This is a genomic window from Cupriavidus alkaliphilus (genome assembly GCF_014191175.1).
Lineage (GTDB): Bacteria > Pseudomonadota > Gammaproteobacteria > Burkholderiales > Burkholderiaceae > Cupriavidus > Cupriavidus alkaliphilus.
Genome location: NZ_JACHWE010000001.1, coordinates 392,709 through 407,989 on the forward strand (window position 1 = coordinate 392,709; position 15,281 = coordinate 407,989).

Consider the following 15,281-nt stretch of genomic DNA (forward strand, 5'->3'; position numbering starts at 1 on the left):
TTGGCGGACGCGGATGCGTCGCTCAGATTTCCAGGTTGTCGATCAGCCGGGTCGCGCCCAGGCGGGCCGCGGTCAGGATCACCAGCGGCTCGCCGGCGAGGAATTCCTCGCGCGTGGGTGCCTGCAGGTTGACGCGCTTGCGGATCGACACATAGTCCGGCTTCCAGCCACGCTGTTCCAGCGAGGCGCGGGCATTGGCCTCCACCGCCAGCAGGTCGGCCGAGGCGCGGTCGCCGCCCAGCACGGTGTCGCGCACGTCGTGCAGGGTGCGGTACAGCACCGGCGCCTCGGCGCGCTCGTCCGGGCTCAGGTAGCGGTTGCGCGACGACAGCGCCAGGCCATCTTCGGCGCGCACGGTCTCGGCGGGAATGATGTCGATCGGCAGCGCGAACTGCTGCACCATCTGGCGCACGATCATCAGTTGCTGGTAGTCCTTCTTGCCGAACACCGCCACGCGCGGCTGCGCGCACGAGAACAGCTTCATCACCACGGTGCACACGCCCTTGAAGAAGCCGGGGCGGAATTCGCCTTCGAGGATGTCGCCCAGGTCGTGCGGCGGCTCGACGCGGTATTCCTGCGGCACCGGGTACATGTCGCGCTCGGAAGGCGCGAACAGCACGTAGACGCCTTCGCTCTGCAGTTTTTCGATGTCGTCCTGCAGCGTGCGCGGGTACTTGTCGAAATCCTCGTTGGGGCCGAACTGCAGGCGGTTGACGAAGATGGATGCCACCACCGGGTCGCCATGCTGGCGCGCCAGGCGCATCAGCGACAGGTGGCCTTCGTGCAGGTTGCCCATGGTGGGGACGAAGGCCGCGCGGTTCTGGCCGCGCAACTGGTCCCGCAGCTCTTGGATGGAGGAAATGACTTTCATCTGCCTTGGTGTGCTGGTCGTGTAGGGGTGACCCGGACGCCGGTCCGCGGCGGGCGGCGGCTGCCGTGCCGGTCTGGGCCGGCTGTCGGCGGATTGTAGATCAAGTGGGCGGGGGCTGGCCTCGGCGGTTCGGACGGGTCAGCTGGGGCTGTACGCCAATCGCACATAAATCGGCGCGAACGGCTCGGCCTGGGTGATCTCCACCAGCGCTTCGCGCGACAGCTCCAGCATGGCGATGAAGTTCACCACCACCACCGGCACGCCCTTGCCGGAGCGCACCGCGTCCTCGAACAGCTCCGAGAACTCCATGAAGCGCGCATGCTGCAGCCGGCGCAGGATCTGGCTCATATGCTCGCGCACCGACAGCTCCTCGCGCGAGATCTTGTGGTGCTGGTTGAGCTTGGCGCGCTTGAGCACGTCGGCCCAGGCCGACTGCAGGTCGACGGTTTCGACGTCGGGAAAGCGTGGCGCCAGGCTTTGCTCGATATAGACCTGCGAGCGCAGGAAGTCGCGGCCGAGCTGCGGTACCGTATCCAGGCGCTGCGCGGCCAGCTTCATCTGCTCATACTCCAGCAGGCGGCGCACCAGTTCGGCGCGCGGGTCCTCGGCTTCCTCGTCGCTGTCGGCCTTCTTGACCGGCAGCAGCATGCGCGATTTGATCTCGATCAGCATCGCCGCCATCAGCAGGTATTCCGCCGCCAGCTCCAGGTTGGTCTTGCGGATCTGCTCGATATACGACAGGTACTGCCGCGTCACCTGCGACATCGGGATGTCGAGGACGTTGAAGTTCTGCTTGCGGATCAGGTACAGCAGCAGGTCCAGCGGGCCCTCGAAGGCTTCAAGGAAGATCTCGAGCGCGTCCGGCGGGATATAAAGGTCCTGCGGCAGCTTGAACAGCGGCTCGCCGTACAGGCGCGCGAACGCCATCCCGTCGACCATGTCGGCGGGGCCGGCCGGGCCCGCGGCGGCAGCGGGCGCCACGGCGGGCAGCTCCACGGGCAGCGGCAGCTTGTCCTGGTCGCCTGCGCTCATGGTGCGGTCGGCTCGGGCTCGGGGGCGGCGGGGATCAGTTGTCCTGCGAGTAGACGTAGGGCTTCTGCGCGACGCGCGAAGCCTGGGCGCGGGCGCGCTCTTCGAGGTCGATCGGTGCCTTGTCCCACAGCAGGGCGCGGCCGTCGCGCTGCTCGGCCTCCAGCGTCGGGCGCTCTTGCTTGAGCTGCTTCAGGAACTGGGTGATATCGGATTCGTAGAGGGCCATGTTCAACCGGGGTGCACCCATGCGGGCGCCAGATAGGTACAGTGGGCCATGATTTTACAGTATCGGCCCCCCGGGATGCACGCCAGAGCGTAGCCGGGGGCCGCGCGGGCACCGCAACGCGTGGGAAAGTTCCGGGCGCGTGGCCGGGTGTGGTCAAATACCGACTTTGTATGTGTGGACAATAGGGCGATGCCGCAAGACACCGCTAACACCGCTGACTCGGCTGGCCGTGCCGCCAGGCGCCTCGCCGCGCGCGCACCGGGCGTGCTCGGGGCGCTGGTGCTTGCACTTGCCGCAGGTGCGGTCCAGGCCGCCTACAAGGTCGAGGTCGAAGCGCCCAAGCCGATCCGCGAGATACTCGAGGAGCACCTCGACCTGGCCCGCTACAAGGATCGCACCGACCTGTCGCCCGACCAGTTCGACTACATGGTCGAGACCGTCGGCGAGCAGGTGCGGGCCTTCACCTCCACCGAAGGCTATTTCGATCCGACCACTACCACCCGCGTCGAGGGCGAGGGCGACAAGCGCGTGGTCCATGTGATGGTGGACCCCGGCGCGCGCACGCTGATCCGCAACGTCGACCTGCAGGTGACCGGCCCGGCGGCGACCCAGTCGCCCGAGCAGGTGGCGGAGATGAAGGCCAAGTGGGGCCTGCCCGCGGGCGAGCCGTTCCGCCAGGACGACTGGGACAAGGCCAAGGAAGACGCGCTGGTGACGCTGCAGAGCCACACCTACTACGGCGCGCGGCTGGCCGCGTCGCAGGCGCGGGTCGAGCCGGACGAGCTGCGCGCGGACCTGTCGGCGCACTACGTCAGCGGCCCGGCCTACCGCCTGGGCCGGCTCAAGGTCACGGGCACGCGCCGCTACCCGGAACAGATCATCGTCAACGTCAACCCGCTCAACGAGGGCGAGCCGTACCGGGTGGAGCGGCTGCTGGAGCTGCAGCGCGCGATCCAGAACCAGCCGTATTTCTCCAACGTGCAGGTCGACCTGGAGCCGCCGCCGGATGCCGAGCAGGCACCGGATGGGGTGGTCACCGCGCCGGTGTCGGTGCGCGTGCGCGAATATCCGGTGCACCGGCTCAACAGCGGTGTCGGCTTTACCACCGATACCGGGGCGCAGGTCGAAGGGCGCTATTCCTACTACAACCTGTTCAACCGCGCCTGGACCTTCGATTCGCAGGCGCGCATCGAGCAGAAGCGTTCCTACCTGTTCGCCGAGGCGGCGATGCCGCCGTCGCGCGGGGCCTACCGCAACAGCGTCTACAGCAGCTACGAGCGCACCATCGACATCGAGAACACCGACACCACCAGCCTGCGCGCGGGCCTGAAGCGCGCGCGCTCGCGCGAGAAGTACGACGTCGCGACGTCGCTCGATTTCTACTACGACAAGCTGCTGCCCGCGGGCCAGGCCAGCCAGATCAGCAAGGCGCTGGTGCCGGCCTTTGCCTGGACCCGGCGCGATGTCGACAACCCGGTGTTCCCGCGCCGCGGCAACGTGATCAACACCCAGATCGGGGTGGCCGCCAAGAACCTGCTCAGCGATGCCACCTTCCTGCGGCTGTACGGCCGGATCCGCCAGTACGTGCCGGTGGGCAAGCGCGACCTGGTGGTGGCGCGGCTGGAGCTGGGCGCCGACCTTACCGGCGACAGCGCCAGCCAGATCCCGGCGACGTTGCGCTTCCGCGCCGGCGGCACCGACTCGATCCGCGGCTACAGCTACCAGTCGATCGGCACGCCCAGCGGCGCCAGCGTGCTGCCGGCCAAGTACCTGGCTACCGGCAGCCTGGAATACCAGTACTGGTTCAAGCCGGACTGGGGCGTGGCCGTGTTCTGGGACGCCGGCACCGCCGCCGACAACCTGCGCGGCGTGACCATCTACAACGGCGTGGGTGTGGGCGTGCGCTGGCGCACGCCGGTGGGCCCGCTGCAGCTCGACGTGGGCTACGGCATCCAGGAGCAGCAGTTCCGGCCGCACATCTCGCTGGGGGTGGCGTTCTGATGAACGTGCACGACCTGCCTTCCGTGCCCGGCGGCGGCGACGCGCCGCCGCCCTCCGGTCCGGCACCACGCAAGCGCTGGCGGCTGTGGCGCGCGCTGGGCTGGCTGGCCGGCATCCTGCTGTTGCTGGTGGTGGTGCTGGCGGCCACCGGCGTGGCGGCGCTGCGCACCGAAACCGGCACGCGGCACCTGTGGACGCTGGCCACGCGGCTGTCGGCCGGCATGCTCAGCGGGCGCCTGGAAGGCGGCACCGTGGCGCACGGCCTGCGCCTGCGCGACGTGGTATTCGAAAGCGGCCAGACGCGCGTGACGGTCGATCGCGTCGACGGCAGCTGGAACCTGAGCTGGCAGCCGCGGCGGCTGCATGTGCAGTGGCTGCGCATCGGCAAGGCCGAAGTGCGGCTGGGGCCGTCGGAGCCCAGCACGGAACCGATGCAGAAGCCGGCGTCGCTCGAACTGCCGCTGGCCGTCGATGTCGATGCGCTGACGCTCGAGCGCCTGGCGCTGGTGCAGGGCCCGGCGCCCACGGCCGAGCCGATGGTGTTCAGCAACCTGTCAGGCGCGCTGCACAGCGACGGCCAGCGCCACCGCGTCAGCGTGGACAAGCTGGAAACGCCTTACGGCAAGCTGGCCGCCAACGCGCAGCTGGGCGCCGCCGCGCCGTTCGTGCTCAGCGCCGAAGCCTTGCTGGAAAGCAGCTGGCAGGACGAGGCCTTCGCCGTCAACGCCACCGCGAACGGCAATCTCGATGCCTTGCGCGCCGAGGTGCAGGCCAGCGGCGACCGCATCCACCTGCGTGCCGGCGCCGATCTGACGCCGTTCGGCAAGGTGCCGTTCACGCACCTGCTGGTCGACGGCGACCGCATCAACCCGCGCCTGTTCAGCCCGTCGGCGCCGCAGGCCAACCTGACCGTGCATGCCGAGCTGCGGCCGGTGGATGGCGTGGCGGGCGGCAGCAATGCGGCGGGCGCTTCGGCGCCTGCGGCTTCAGCGCCAGCCGCCTCCGCGCCATCGGCAGCATCGGCCGCCTCTGCCCCCGCGGCCACGCCCGCGCCGGCACCGCTGGCGGTCGCCGGCGAGATCGAGATCCGCAACCTGGAGGCCGGCCCGCTCGACCGGGAGCGGCTGCCGGTGCAGTCGGTGCGCGCCCGCGTGGAACTGAGCGAGGCGGCGCAGTCGGTGTCGGACCTGCGCGTGGCGCTGGCGGGCAAGGCGGAGATCGCGGGCAGCGGCTCGCTGCGCGGCGGCCGCGGCGGCTTCGACCTGGACGTGCGCAGGCTGGACCCGGCGGCACTGCATGGCTCGCTGACCAGCGCCAGCCTGTCGGGCCCGGTGGTGGTCCGCATCGAGCCGGGCCGCCAGAGCGTGGCGCTGGATCTGTCCGGCGGGCAACTCAAGGTGTTTGCCGACGCCAGCATGGACGCCGAGACCGTGACCCTGGCCGCGCTGCGCGCCGTGGTCGGCACCGGCCTGCTGACCGCCGAGGGCAAGCTGGGGCTGAAGGACAAGCAGCCGTACAGCTTCAAGGGCAAGCTGTCGGCGTTCGATCCGTCGCGGCTGGCCAAGGTGGCGGCGGGCCGGATCAATGCGGATTTCACCGCGACCGGCGAACTCGCGCCGCAACTTGGCGTGGCGCTGGACTTCGCCGTGCATGAAAGCGAATACGCGGGCCTGCCGATGACCGGCGGCGGCAAGCTGCGACTGGCGGGCGAGCGGCTGCTGCCGAGCGAGGCCGCGCTCAGCATGGCCGGCAACCAGGCCAGCCTGCGCGGCAGCTTCGGCGCGCGCGGCGATGCGCTCAGGCTGGCGATCGATGCGCCGCAGCTCGAGCGGCTGAAGTTCGGCGTGGCCGGCAAGCTCAAGCTCGACGCCACCATCACCGGCACGCTGAAGAAGCCCGAGGTGGTGGCCGACTACAACGCGCAAACGCTGGAAATGGGCCCGCACAAGCTGGCCAGCGCCAGCGGCCGCGCCGAAATCCGCGGCGGGCTCGACGGCCCGCTGTCGGTGCAGCTGGCGGCCCGCGGCTACCGCGGCCCGCACGCCAGCCTGAGCACGCTCGACGCCACCCTCAACGGTACCCAGGCCAACCACGGCTTCGACGTCAAGGCGGCCGGCAGCCTGAACCAGCGCCCGCTGCAGCTGGCGCTGGCGGGGCAGGGCGCATGGCGCGGCCAGGAGGGCTGGAACGGCACCATCCGCACGCTGGAAGAGCGCGGCACCGTCAACCTGCGCCTGGCCGCGCCGGCGCAGCTGCTGGTGGCCGACCAGCGCGTGCGCCTGGGCGCGACGCGCCTGCTGCTGGACCGCGCCACGCTGGCGATCGACAGCCTGGACTGGGACCACGGCCGCATCCGCAGCGCGGGCAGCCTCGACGGCCTGCAGGTGGGGCGCGTGCTGGAACTGATGGAAACCATCACCGGCGAGCGCCCGCCGGTGCGTTCCGACCTGGTCATCGACGGCCGCTGGAACGTGGCGCTGGCCGAGACCGCCACCGGCTTTGCGGAAGTGCGCCGGCGCAGCGGCGACCTCTCGGTCAACGCGGGCCGGGGCTTCACCACGCTCGGCCTGGGCGAGACCAGCCTGCGCGCCGACGCCGGCGGCAACCGCATCGCGCTGCGCGGCGGCATGGTGTCGGGCCGTATCGGCAAGGTGGTGGTCGATGCCTCGGCCGGCCTGGTGCAGGAGCAGGGGCTGCAGACCGTGGGCCCGGCCTCGACGCTGGGCGGCACCGTCACCGTCGACGTGCCGCGGCTGAAGTCGCTGGAAGCGCTGACCGGCCCGCAGTACGCCTTCGACGGCCGCCTGGCCGCGGCGATGCGGCTGGCCGGCACGGTGGCGGCGCCGCTGCTGACCGGCACCATCAATGGCGACAACCTCGCGGTGACGCTGTACGACCAGGGCTTGCGCCTGACCGACGGCACCGTGCGCGTGGTGCTGGACCAGAACACGGTCGAGCTCAGGCAGGTGGAGTTCCATGGCGGCGAGGGCAAGCTCACCGCCACCGGCAATATCAAGCTGGGCGAGGCCGATCCCAACCTGACCGGCCGGATCGTCGCCGACAAGCTGCAGCTGTTCGCCAGCCCGGAACGCACGCTGGTGGTGTCGGGCGATGCCAGCATCGCCAACGAGAACAAGCAGGTGGTGATCCGCGGCAAGTTCCGCGTCGACCGCGGCCTGTTCGACCTGCCCAAGGCCGGCGCGCCGGTGCTGGGCGACGATGTCGTGGTGATCCGGCGCAAGGACCAGCGCGCGGTCAAGACCGCGGCCACGCCGATGCCGGAAAGCAAGCCCGCCAGCCGCTTCAGCCCGGTGATCGACCTGACCGTCGACCTCGGCAACAACTTCCGCTTCCGCGGCGCCGGCGCCGACCTGCTGCTGGCCGGGCAGATGGGCGTGAAGAGCGAACCGCTGGCGCCGATGAAGGCCACCGGCACGGTGCGCGTCACCGACGGCACCTACGAGGCCTTCGGCCGCAAGCTGGACATCGAACGCGGCATCATCAATTTCAACGGCCCGATCGACAACCCGAACATGAACATCCGCGCCATGCGCCGCAACCAGGAGGTCGAGGCCGGCGTGGAAGTCACCGGCACGGTGCGGCTGCCGCGCGTGCGGCTGGTGTCGGAGCCCAACGTGCCCGACGAGGACAAGCTGTCGTGGCTGATGTTCGGCTACGGCGCGGAAAGCGCCGGCGCCGGCCAGCAGCGCCAGCTGAGCGGCTCGGCGCTGGGCGGCGCCGCGCTGGGGCTGATCGGCGGCAGGGCCGGCAAGGGCATCGTCTCGCATTTCGGCATCGATGAATTCTCGATCGGGCCCAGCACCGCCGGCCTGAACGACCAGCAGGTAGTCAGCATGGGCAAGGCCATCACCGAACGCATGTCGGTGGGCTACGAGCAGAGCCTGACTTCGGCCTCGAACGTGGTGAAGCTGACCTGGCAGTTCTCGCGGCGCTGGTCGCTGATTGCCAAGGGCGGCTCCATCAACGGTTTGTCGGTCTTGTTCAACCGCCGCTTCGATACCTGGGCCAACCTGTTCAGCGGGGCCCCGAATCGCGGCACCAGGAGGAGCCAGCAGGATGAAAGCCAGCCACTCGACCCCGAAGGCGCCGCCCAGGCAGCCTCGGCCGTCATCGCCGAGCCGGTGCGCCGGTGATTTGCCTTCGACCTTTGCCGCGTCGCCGCGACGCCTTGCCGCCATGGGACTGATTGCCTCGATGCTTGCGCTGTTCGGCTGCGACCAGCAGAAGGTCGACGAAGCCATGAAGAAGGCGGGCGAGACCGCCCGCAACACCTGGAACGCGATCAAGCCCGACAGCGAGCTGTTCAAGGGCATCGTGCCGGGCCAGTCGACCGAGGAAGAGCTGCGCCGCCAGGCCGGCAAGCCCGAGATCGTGTGGGAAGAGGCCGACGGCGGGCGCCGGCTGGAATACCCGCGCGGCCCCGAGGGCACCACCACGTGGATGGTCACCATCGGCGCCGACGGCAAGGTCGCGAAGATCGAGCAGGTGCTGTCGGCCGAGAATTTCGCGCGCGTGCGCGCCGGCATGAGCAAGGACGATATCCGCCGCCTGCTGGGCAAGCCCACCAAGGTAGAGGCGTTCGCGCTGAAGCAGGAGGAGGTGTGGGGCTACCGCTGGATGGAAACCTCGACCGACAAGGCCTTCTTCAACGTGCATTTCAACAGCGACGGCACCGTCACCACCACCTCGCGCAGCGACGATCCGTCGCGGATGCAGGGCGGCTGAACCACGCGGCCAGCGTCACCGCTTGGCCCGCCTTCACTGCAGCAGGTGGCAGGCGGCCTGGTGCGCCGGCATGGCCGCGCCGGCGGGCGGGTCCAGCCGCCGCATGGGCGGGGCCTCGGTCGCGCACGCCGGCAGCGCGCGCGGGCAGCGCGGATGGAACTTGCAGCCCGGCGGCGGGTGCAGCGCCGAGCCGATATCGCCCAGGATCAGGCCTTCGGCGGGCTGGTGGTCCGGGTCGGGCCGCGGCGCCGAGCCCAGCAGGGCCTGCGTATAGGGATGGCGCGGCGAGCCGAAGACCGCGCTGCTGGGGCCGCTTTCCGCGATATTGCCCAGGTACATCACCCCCACCGCCGAGCTGAAGTGCTCCACCAGCGCCAGGTCATGGGCGATCACCACATAGGCCAGCCCGAAGCTGCGCTGGATCTCCGCCAGCAGGTTGATGATCTGCGCGCGGATCGACACATCCAGCGCCGAGGTCGGCTCGTCCAGCACCAGCAGCCGCGGCCGCAGCGCCAGTGCGCGCGCCACCGCGATGCGCTGGCGCTGGCCGCCGCTGAACTCGTGCGGGTAGAGCTCGAGCGCGCCGGGCGGCAGGCCGACGATCTCCAGCAGCTCCAGCAGCCGGGTCCGCAGCGCGGCGCGGTCGCCGCCCTGGCCATGCGCCAGCAGCGGCTCGGCCAGCAGCATGCTGACCTTCAGGCGCGGATTGAGCGACGACGACGGGTCCTGGAACACCGCCTGCACCTGGCGCCGGTAGGCCAGCACGCCCTTGCGGTCCAGCGACAGCACGTCCTCGCCATCGAAGCGGATCGCACCGGCGCTGGGCCGCTCGAGCAGCAGCAGCTGGCGCGCGATGGTGGTCTTGCCGCAGCCCGACTCGCCCACCAGCGCAAAGGTCTGGCCGGCATCGACGGCAAAGCTGACGCCGTCGACGGCCCGCACGGTGCCGCCGCCGCGCGCGGGAAATGCTTCTTCAGGTCTTGCACTTCAAGCAGCATGGCGTCTCCTGGCTTGCGCGGTCTCAGCCGGCCGAGGCCAGCCAGCAGCTGACCTTGTGGCCGGACTCCAGTTCGATCTCGGGGGGATAGGCGTCGTCGCACAGCGGCTTGCGGTGCGGACAGCGCGCCGCGAAGCGGCAGCCATGCGGCGGGTCGACCAGGCTGGGCGGGCTGCCCGGGATCGCGTACAGCCGCTCGCGCCGGTCGCCGAAGCGGGGGATGGCCTGCAGCAAGGCCTGCGTGTACGGGTGGGCGGGGCGCTGGTACAGCGTGCGCACGTCGCCGGTCTCGACGATGCGCCCCGCGTACATCACCGCCACGCGATGGCAGATGCTGGCCGCCACGCCCAGGTCATGCGTGATCAGGATGATGCCGACGCCGGTCTGCGCCTGGATGCGGCGGAACAGCGCCATGATCTGCACCTGGATGGTCACGTCCAGTGCCGAGGTGGGCTCGTCGGCCACCAGCAGCCGCGGCGCGCTGGCGATGGCCATGCCGGTCACCACGCGCTGGCGCATGCCGCCACTGAACTGGTGCGGATAATCGTCCAGGCGGGTCTCGGGCGAGGGGATGCGCACGCTCTCCAGCACCTGCACCACCTGGCGCCGGCGCGCCTCGCGGCTGTCGGCGCGGCCGTGGTAGTGCAGCGGCGCGCCGACCTGGTCGCCGACCGTGAACACGGGGTTCAGCGAGGTCAGCGGGTCCTGCGAGATCATGGCGATCTTGCGGCCGCGGTACTGCGTGCTCAGGGTCTTTTCCGGCAGCTGCAGCAGGTCCACGCCATCGAGCAGCACCTTGCCGCCCAGGCGCACGCCGCCCTGGCGCGGCAGCAGGCGCAGGATCGACAGGATGGTCATGGACTTGCCCGAGCCGGACTCGCCCACCACGCCCAGGGTCTCGCCCTGGTTCACATGCAGGTCCACGCCGTCGACCGCGCGCACCATGCCGCGGCGCAGTTCGAGGTGGGTGGTCAGGCCCTGCACCGACAGCATCGGCGTGCCGTGCGAAGACGTATCCTGGGCGGCCGTCGGCAACGGGCGTCGGGTCACGTGCGGGTCCGGTCCGGTCATAGCTGCCTCCGTTTCGGGTCGAAGTGGTCGCGCAGCCAGTCGCCCAGCAGGTTGGACGCCAGGCAGGTGGCCATGATCGCCAGCCCCGGCATGGTGATGGCCCACCACGCGTTGGTGATGTAGTTGCGCGCATCGGCCAGCATCAGTCCCCATGACACGTCGGGCTGCTGGATGCCCAGGCCGAGGAAGCTCAGCGAGGCCTCGAAGATGATCACCTGGCCCACCTGCAGCGTGGCCAGCACCAGCAGGGTGTTGAGCAGGTTGGGCAGCAGGTGGCGGCGGAAGATGGTGAGCGTGCCGCAGCCCGCCACGCGCGCCAGCGCCACGTAGTCGCGCTGCTTGAGCGACATCACCTCGCCGCGCACGATGCGCGCGTACCAGGTCCAGTAGGTGACCACGATCACCAGCACCACGGTCTCGAAGCCCGGCCCCAGCACCGCCGCCAGCACCAGCGCCAGCGCCAGCGCCGGGATCGACATCTGGATGTCGACCAGCCGCATGATGAGCGCGTCCAGGCGCCCGCCGAAGTAGCCGGCCAGCATGCCCGCGGCGGTGCCGATGCCGCCGGAGATCAGGATGGCGTACAGCGCGACCACCAGCGAAATGCGGGTGCCGGCCATGATCCGCGTGAGCAGGTCGCGGCCCATGTTGTCGGTGCCGAGCGGATAGGCCCAGCTGCCGCCGGCCAGCCATGCCGGCGGCTGGAACGCGAGCCCCAGGTCGAGGCCGTTGGGGTCGTGCGGCAGCAGCGCCTCGCCGCCGATGGCGCAGGCCAGCAGCAGCGGCAGCACCGCCAGCGCAAACCAGGGCAGGCCGCGCAGGTTGTGCCGCGGGCGCTGGCGCACCGGGGCCGCGGTGGCGCCGGCAGGGGGGATGGCGATCTCAGGCATGGCGGATCCTCGGGTCGATCAGGCCGTAGCTCAGGTCGACCAGCAGGTTGGACAGCACGAACAGCACGGAGGTGAGCATCACGCCCGCCTGCACCACGGGAAAATCGCGCGCGAACACGGCTTCGACCACGGTGCGGCCGACGCCGGGCCAGGCGAAGATGACCTCGACCACGAAGGCGCCGCCCAGCATCGCCGCGAAGTAGACCCCGAGGATCGTCACCAGCGGAATCGCCGCGTTGCGCAGCGCGTACTTCCAGACCAGCACGCGCTCGGGCAGGCCCATGGCGCGGCCCATGCGGATGTAGTCGCTGTCGAGCACATCGAGCATGGCCGAGCGCACCACGCGGGTCTGCGCCGCCACCGGATACCAGCCCAGCGCAATCGCGGGCAGCACCAGGCTGTTCCACGAGTCGCGCCCGAAGGCCGGCAGCCAGTTCAGCTGCACCGCGAACAACAGGATCAGCAGCAGGCCGACCCAGAAGTTGGGCATGGCCTGGCCCGCCATGGCGAAGACCTTGGCGAAGCGGTCGAACCACGAGCCGCGCCAGACCGCCGACAGCACGCCGAACGGCACCGCCATCGCGATCGAGAACGCCAGCGCGGCCAGGGCCAGTTCCACCGTGGCCGGCAGCCGCTCCAGGATCAGGCCGAGCGCCGGTTCCTGCCAGCGGTAAGAGTTGCCGAAGTCGCCGGTGACGGCGTTGCGCAGGAACACCAGGTACTGCGCCACCAGCGGCTGGTCCAGGCCGAGGTGCTGGCGGGTCTGTTCGATTACCTCGGGCGGCGCGTCGGCCGGCAGCAGCAAGGCCAGCGGGTCGCCGGACAGGCGCGAGATCAGGAAGATGATCACGCTCGCGCCAAGGATGCTGATCAGGCCGTGCAGCAGGCGTTTGGCAATGGGCATGGCGGGCTCCGTCGGGGAGTCATCGGCGGGGATGCCGCGCCGGCGCGCCGGGTCGGGCGCGGCCGGGCGCGGCGGCGGCTCAGCGCGGCTTCCAGCTGACTTCCTGGAACGAGCGCCAGTAGTCGCGGATCGGCCAGGGCACGTAGTCGATCTTGTTGTCGCGCCAGGCAAAGGTCACCAGCGGGCGGTAGGTGGGCAGGCCGCCCAGCACGCGCTCCTGCTTGAGGCGGGCGATCTGCTGCAGCAGCGCGGTGCGCGCGGCGGGGTCCATGGTCTGGCGCTGTTTTTCCAGCAGCGCGTCGACCTCGGGGTCGCTGGTGTACGAGTAGGTGCCCCAGCCGCCGCCGGCCTGGTAGCTGTGCAGGTGTCCCGACCACGCCAGGCCGGGATCGCCGGGCAGGCCCTGCGACCACATCCAGCTCAGCACGCCATCCATCTCGGGCGGACCGGAACGGCCGCGCTTGCCAAGGCTGATCCACGCGCCGTACTCCAGGTTGCGCACCTGGCAGCGGATGCCGACGGCGCTCAGGTAGGCGTACATGGCTTCGCCCACTTCCTTCACGCCCGGCTCGCGCGGCGTGGTGAGGTTGTAGCAGGGAGTGTCGAAGCCATTGGGGTAGCCGGCCTGCTTGAGCAGTTCGCGCGCGCGCTTCTGGTCGAAGGCATAGGGCTTGAGCGCGGGGTCGTAGCCGTTGGAGGCCTTGCCCACCTGCGCATAGCGCTCGCCCTGGCCGAACAGCACGCGCTTGATGATGGCGTCGACATCGATGGCATGCGCGGCGGCCTGGCGCACGCGCACGTCATTGAACGGCGACTTCGGCATCTGCGTGTTGAAGTTCAGGAAGAGATTGTTGCCGCTGACCAGCGTGACGGTCTTCACACCCGGCATCTTCCTGAATTCCTCCACCATCGACGGCGGCACGTTGTCGATGAAATCCACCTTGCCGGTCTTGAACGCCGCCACCCGGGTCAGGTCCTCGGGAATCACCTTGATCGTCAGTTCCTTGATGCCGGGGCGCTTGTCCTTGTTCCAGTAGCCGTCGAAGGCTTCCAGCCTGAGCTCGTCCTTGACCGTGCGCGAGACGAACTTCCATGGGCCGGTGCCCACCGGTTTCCTGGCGAACTCTTCCTCGCCGACCTTCTGGATGTACTTCTTGGGCATGGCCCACAGCTGCATGTTGCCGACGATGAACTGCGCGTCGGGCTGCTTGAAATGCAGCTTGAAGCGGTGCGCATCGATGATCTCGAAGCGCTCGACCGACGACACATAATGCGAGAAAAAGCTGCTCTTGGGATCGCGCTGGCGCTGCCACGAGAACTCGAGGTCCTCCGACGTCAGCGGGTCGCCGTTATGGAAGCGCACGCCCTTGCGCAGCTGCACGTCGAGCACCGGCTTGCCATCCTTGCCGGTGTCGAGCTTCCAGCTTTCCGCCAGCCAGTTCTCGTCCTTGAGCGCGGCGTTGCGGCGCACCAGCATTTCGAAGATCTGGCCGACAAAATAATGGTCGACCCCGGCCGAGATCTTGACCGGGTCGAGCGTGGTCGACTCCGCGCCGAAGGCGACGGTAAGGCTGCCGGTGGCGGGCGCGGGCGCGGCATGCGCGACCGGCACGATGGCCGCGGCGACGATGCCGGCCAGCAGCCGGCGGCGGGTGGCGTGGGACAGGGTCTTCACTTGCATGGTGCTCCTCCTGTTGCGCCGTCTCGTGGCGGCGCTGTGGGTATGAACAACGGGCGCGCTCAGCGCGGGAAGCTGCTCTCGAGCTGGCGCACCACCTCGAGCAGGCGCGGCCGCACTTCCTGCAGCAGGAATGACGGCGACAGCCGGAACGACGGTCCGCCCACGTTGAGCGCCATGGGCGGCATGCCCTGGCCGGGCTCGAAGCCGCGCGCGATGCCGTTGACATCGGCCTGCCACTCGCCCATCGAGCAGGTCACGCCGAGCTCGCGGTGATCGGCCAGCGCCTGTTCGATGCCCTGGCGCAGCCGCGGCCAGGCCACGTCGTCGACATCGCGCACCTGCTCCATGAAGGCTTGCCGCTCGGCGTCGGCGACCACCGCCAGCCAGGCGCGGCCGATCGCCGAGGTCGCTACCGGAATACGCGAGCCGGTATCGAGCGTCAGCGCAATCGCGGCGCTGCTGCGGCAGTGCTCGACATAGATCATCGAGAAGCGGTCGCGCGTGCCCAGCGACACCGTGCCGCCGGAGAAATCCGCCAGCTCCTGCATCAGCGGGCGCGCCACCTTGCGGATATCCAGCCGCGACAGCATGGCGCTGCCCAGCCGCAGGCAGGCGGTGCCCAGGCTGTACTGCTGGCTGCCTTCGGCGCGCGCCAGGTAGCCCAGCCGGGTCAGGGTCGAGGTCAGGCGCGATACCGTGGACTTGGGCAGCTGGCAGCGCCGCGCGATTTCCTGGTTGCCCAGGGCGCGGTCGCTGGTGCGGAAGCACGCCAGCACCTCGAGCCCGCGCGCCAGCGCGGTGACGAAGTGGCGGTCTTCCTTGGTGGTGCCGGTGGATCGATCGTGCATGGCCGATGGCTCCG

General features: G+C 69.9%; 11 protein-coding genes and 1 pseudogene. 3 read left to right on the plus strand and 9 right to left on the minus strand.

From position 1 onward, the window contains the following. Positions 1 to 22 precede the first annotated feature (22 nt). The 3 genes from panC to FHX60_RS01965 form a co-directional block, all read right to left on the minus strand. Entirely contained in the window at positions 23 to 871 is an 849-nt protein-coding gene (panC, locus tag FHX60_RS01955; RefSeq protein WP_112774382.1) for a pantoate--beta-alanine ligase, read from the minus strand. A 138-nt stretch (positions 872 to 1,009) separates the two neighbouring features. Continuing rightward, positions 1,010 to 1,903, minus strand: a complete 894-nt coding sequence (locus FHX60_RS01960) for a segregation and condensation protein A (RefSeq protein ID WP_112774383.1) — start codon at positions 1,901 to 1,903, stop codon at positions 1,010 to 1,012. Positions 1,904 to 1,937: 34 nt separating this feature from the next. Continuing rightward, positions 1,938 to 2,129, minus strand: coding sequence for a DUF3460 family protein (locus FHX60_RS01965; protein WP_018008060.1), 192 nt, complete (start codon positions 2,127 to 2,129; stop codon positions 1,938 to 1,940). Positions 2,130 to 2,318: 189 nt separating this feature from the next. Between FHX60_RS01965 and FHX60_RS01970 the strand changes: the two genes are divergently transcribed. The 3 genes from FHX60_RS01970 to bamE are packed head-to-tail and all read left to right on the plus strand — an operon-like array spanning position 2,319 to position 8,876. Then, positions 2,319 to 4,130, plus strand: coding sequence for an autotransporter assembly complex protein TamA (locus FHX60_RS01970; RefSeq protein ID WP_112774384.1), 1,812 nt, complete (start codon positions 2,319 to 2,321; stop codon positions 4,128 to 4,130). Further along, positions 4,130 to 8,284 (plus strand): translocation/assembly module TamB domain-containing protein, encoded by a 4,155-nt coding sequence (locus tag FHX60_RS01975; protein ID WP_183282409.1) that lies wholly within the window; start codon positions 4,130 to 4,132, stop codon positions 8,282 to 8,284. Before FHX60_RS01970 ends, FHX60_RS01975 begins: the two co-directional genes overlap by 1 nt. Positions 8,285 to 8,327: 43 nt before the next feature. Beyond that, entirely contained in the window at positions 8,328 to 8,876 is a 549-nt protein-coding gene (gene bamE / locus FHX60_RS01980) for an outer membrane protein assembly factor BamE domain-containing protein (protein ID WP_183282410.1), read from the plus strand. 33 nt (positions 8,877 to 8,909) lie between these two features. Here the strand turns inward: bamE and FHX60_RS01985 are convergent. The 6 genes and pseudogenes from FHX60_RS01985 to FHX60_RS02010 all read right to left on the minus strand — a co-directional run bounded on the left by FHX60_RS01985 (position 8,910) and on the right by FHX60_RS02010 (position 15,267). Further along, positions 8,910 to 9,874, minus strand: a pseudogene (locus FHX60_RS01985) (ABC transporter ATP-binding protein). 23 nt (positions 9,875 to 9,897) lie between these two features. Beyond that, positions 9,898 to 10,944: an ABC transporter ATP-binding protein gene (locus tag FHX60_RS01990; protein WP_112774387.1), complete on the minus strand. Its 1,047-nt coding sequence runs from the start codon at positions 10,942 to 10,944 to the stop codon at positions 9,898 to 9,900. Beyond that, the gene (locus FHX60_RS01995; RefSeq protein ID WP_183282411.1) at positions 10,941 to 11,834 is read right to left on the minus strand and encodes an ABC transporter permease; all 894 of its coding nucleotides are present in this window, start codon (positions 11,832 to 11,834) and stop codon (positions 10,941 to 10,943) included. Before FHX60_RS01995 ends, FHX60_RS01990 begins: the two co-directional genes overlap by 4 nt. Next, positions 11,827 to 12,738 carry an ABC transporter permease gene (locus tag FHX60_RS02000; protein WP_092306715.1) on the minus strand — a complete coding sequence of 304 codons (912 nt, stop codon included), beginning with the start codon at positions 12,736 to 12,738 and terminating at the stop codon, positions 11,827 to 11,829. Before FHX60_RS02000 ends, FHX60_RS01995 begins: the two co-directional genes overlap by 8 nt. 79 nt (positions 12,739 to 12,817) lie before the next feature. Then, on the minus strand, positions 12,818 to 14,419 hold the full coding sequence (locus tag FHX60_RS02005) for an ABC transporter substrate-binding protein (RefSeq protein ID WP_112774389.1): 1,602 nt from the start codon (positions 14,417 to 14,419) through the stop codon (positions 12,818 to 12,820). Between the two features lie 59 nt (positions 14,420 to 14,478). Further along, on the minus strand, positions 14,479 to 15,267 hold the full coding sequence (locus tag FHX60_RS02010) for an IclR family transcriptional regulator (RefSeq protein WP_183282412.1): 789 nt from the start codon (positions 15,265 to 15,267) through the stop codon (positions 14,479 to 14,481). Between the last annotated feature and the right edge of the window lie 14 nt (positions 15,268 to 15,281).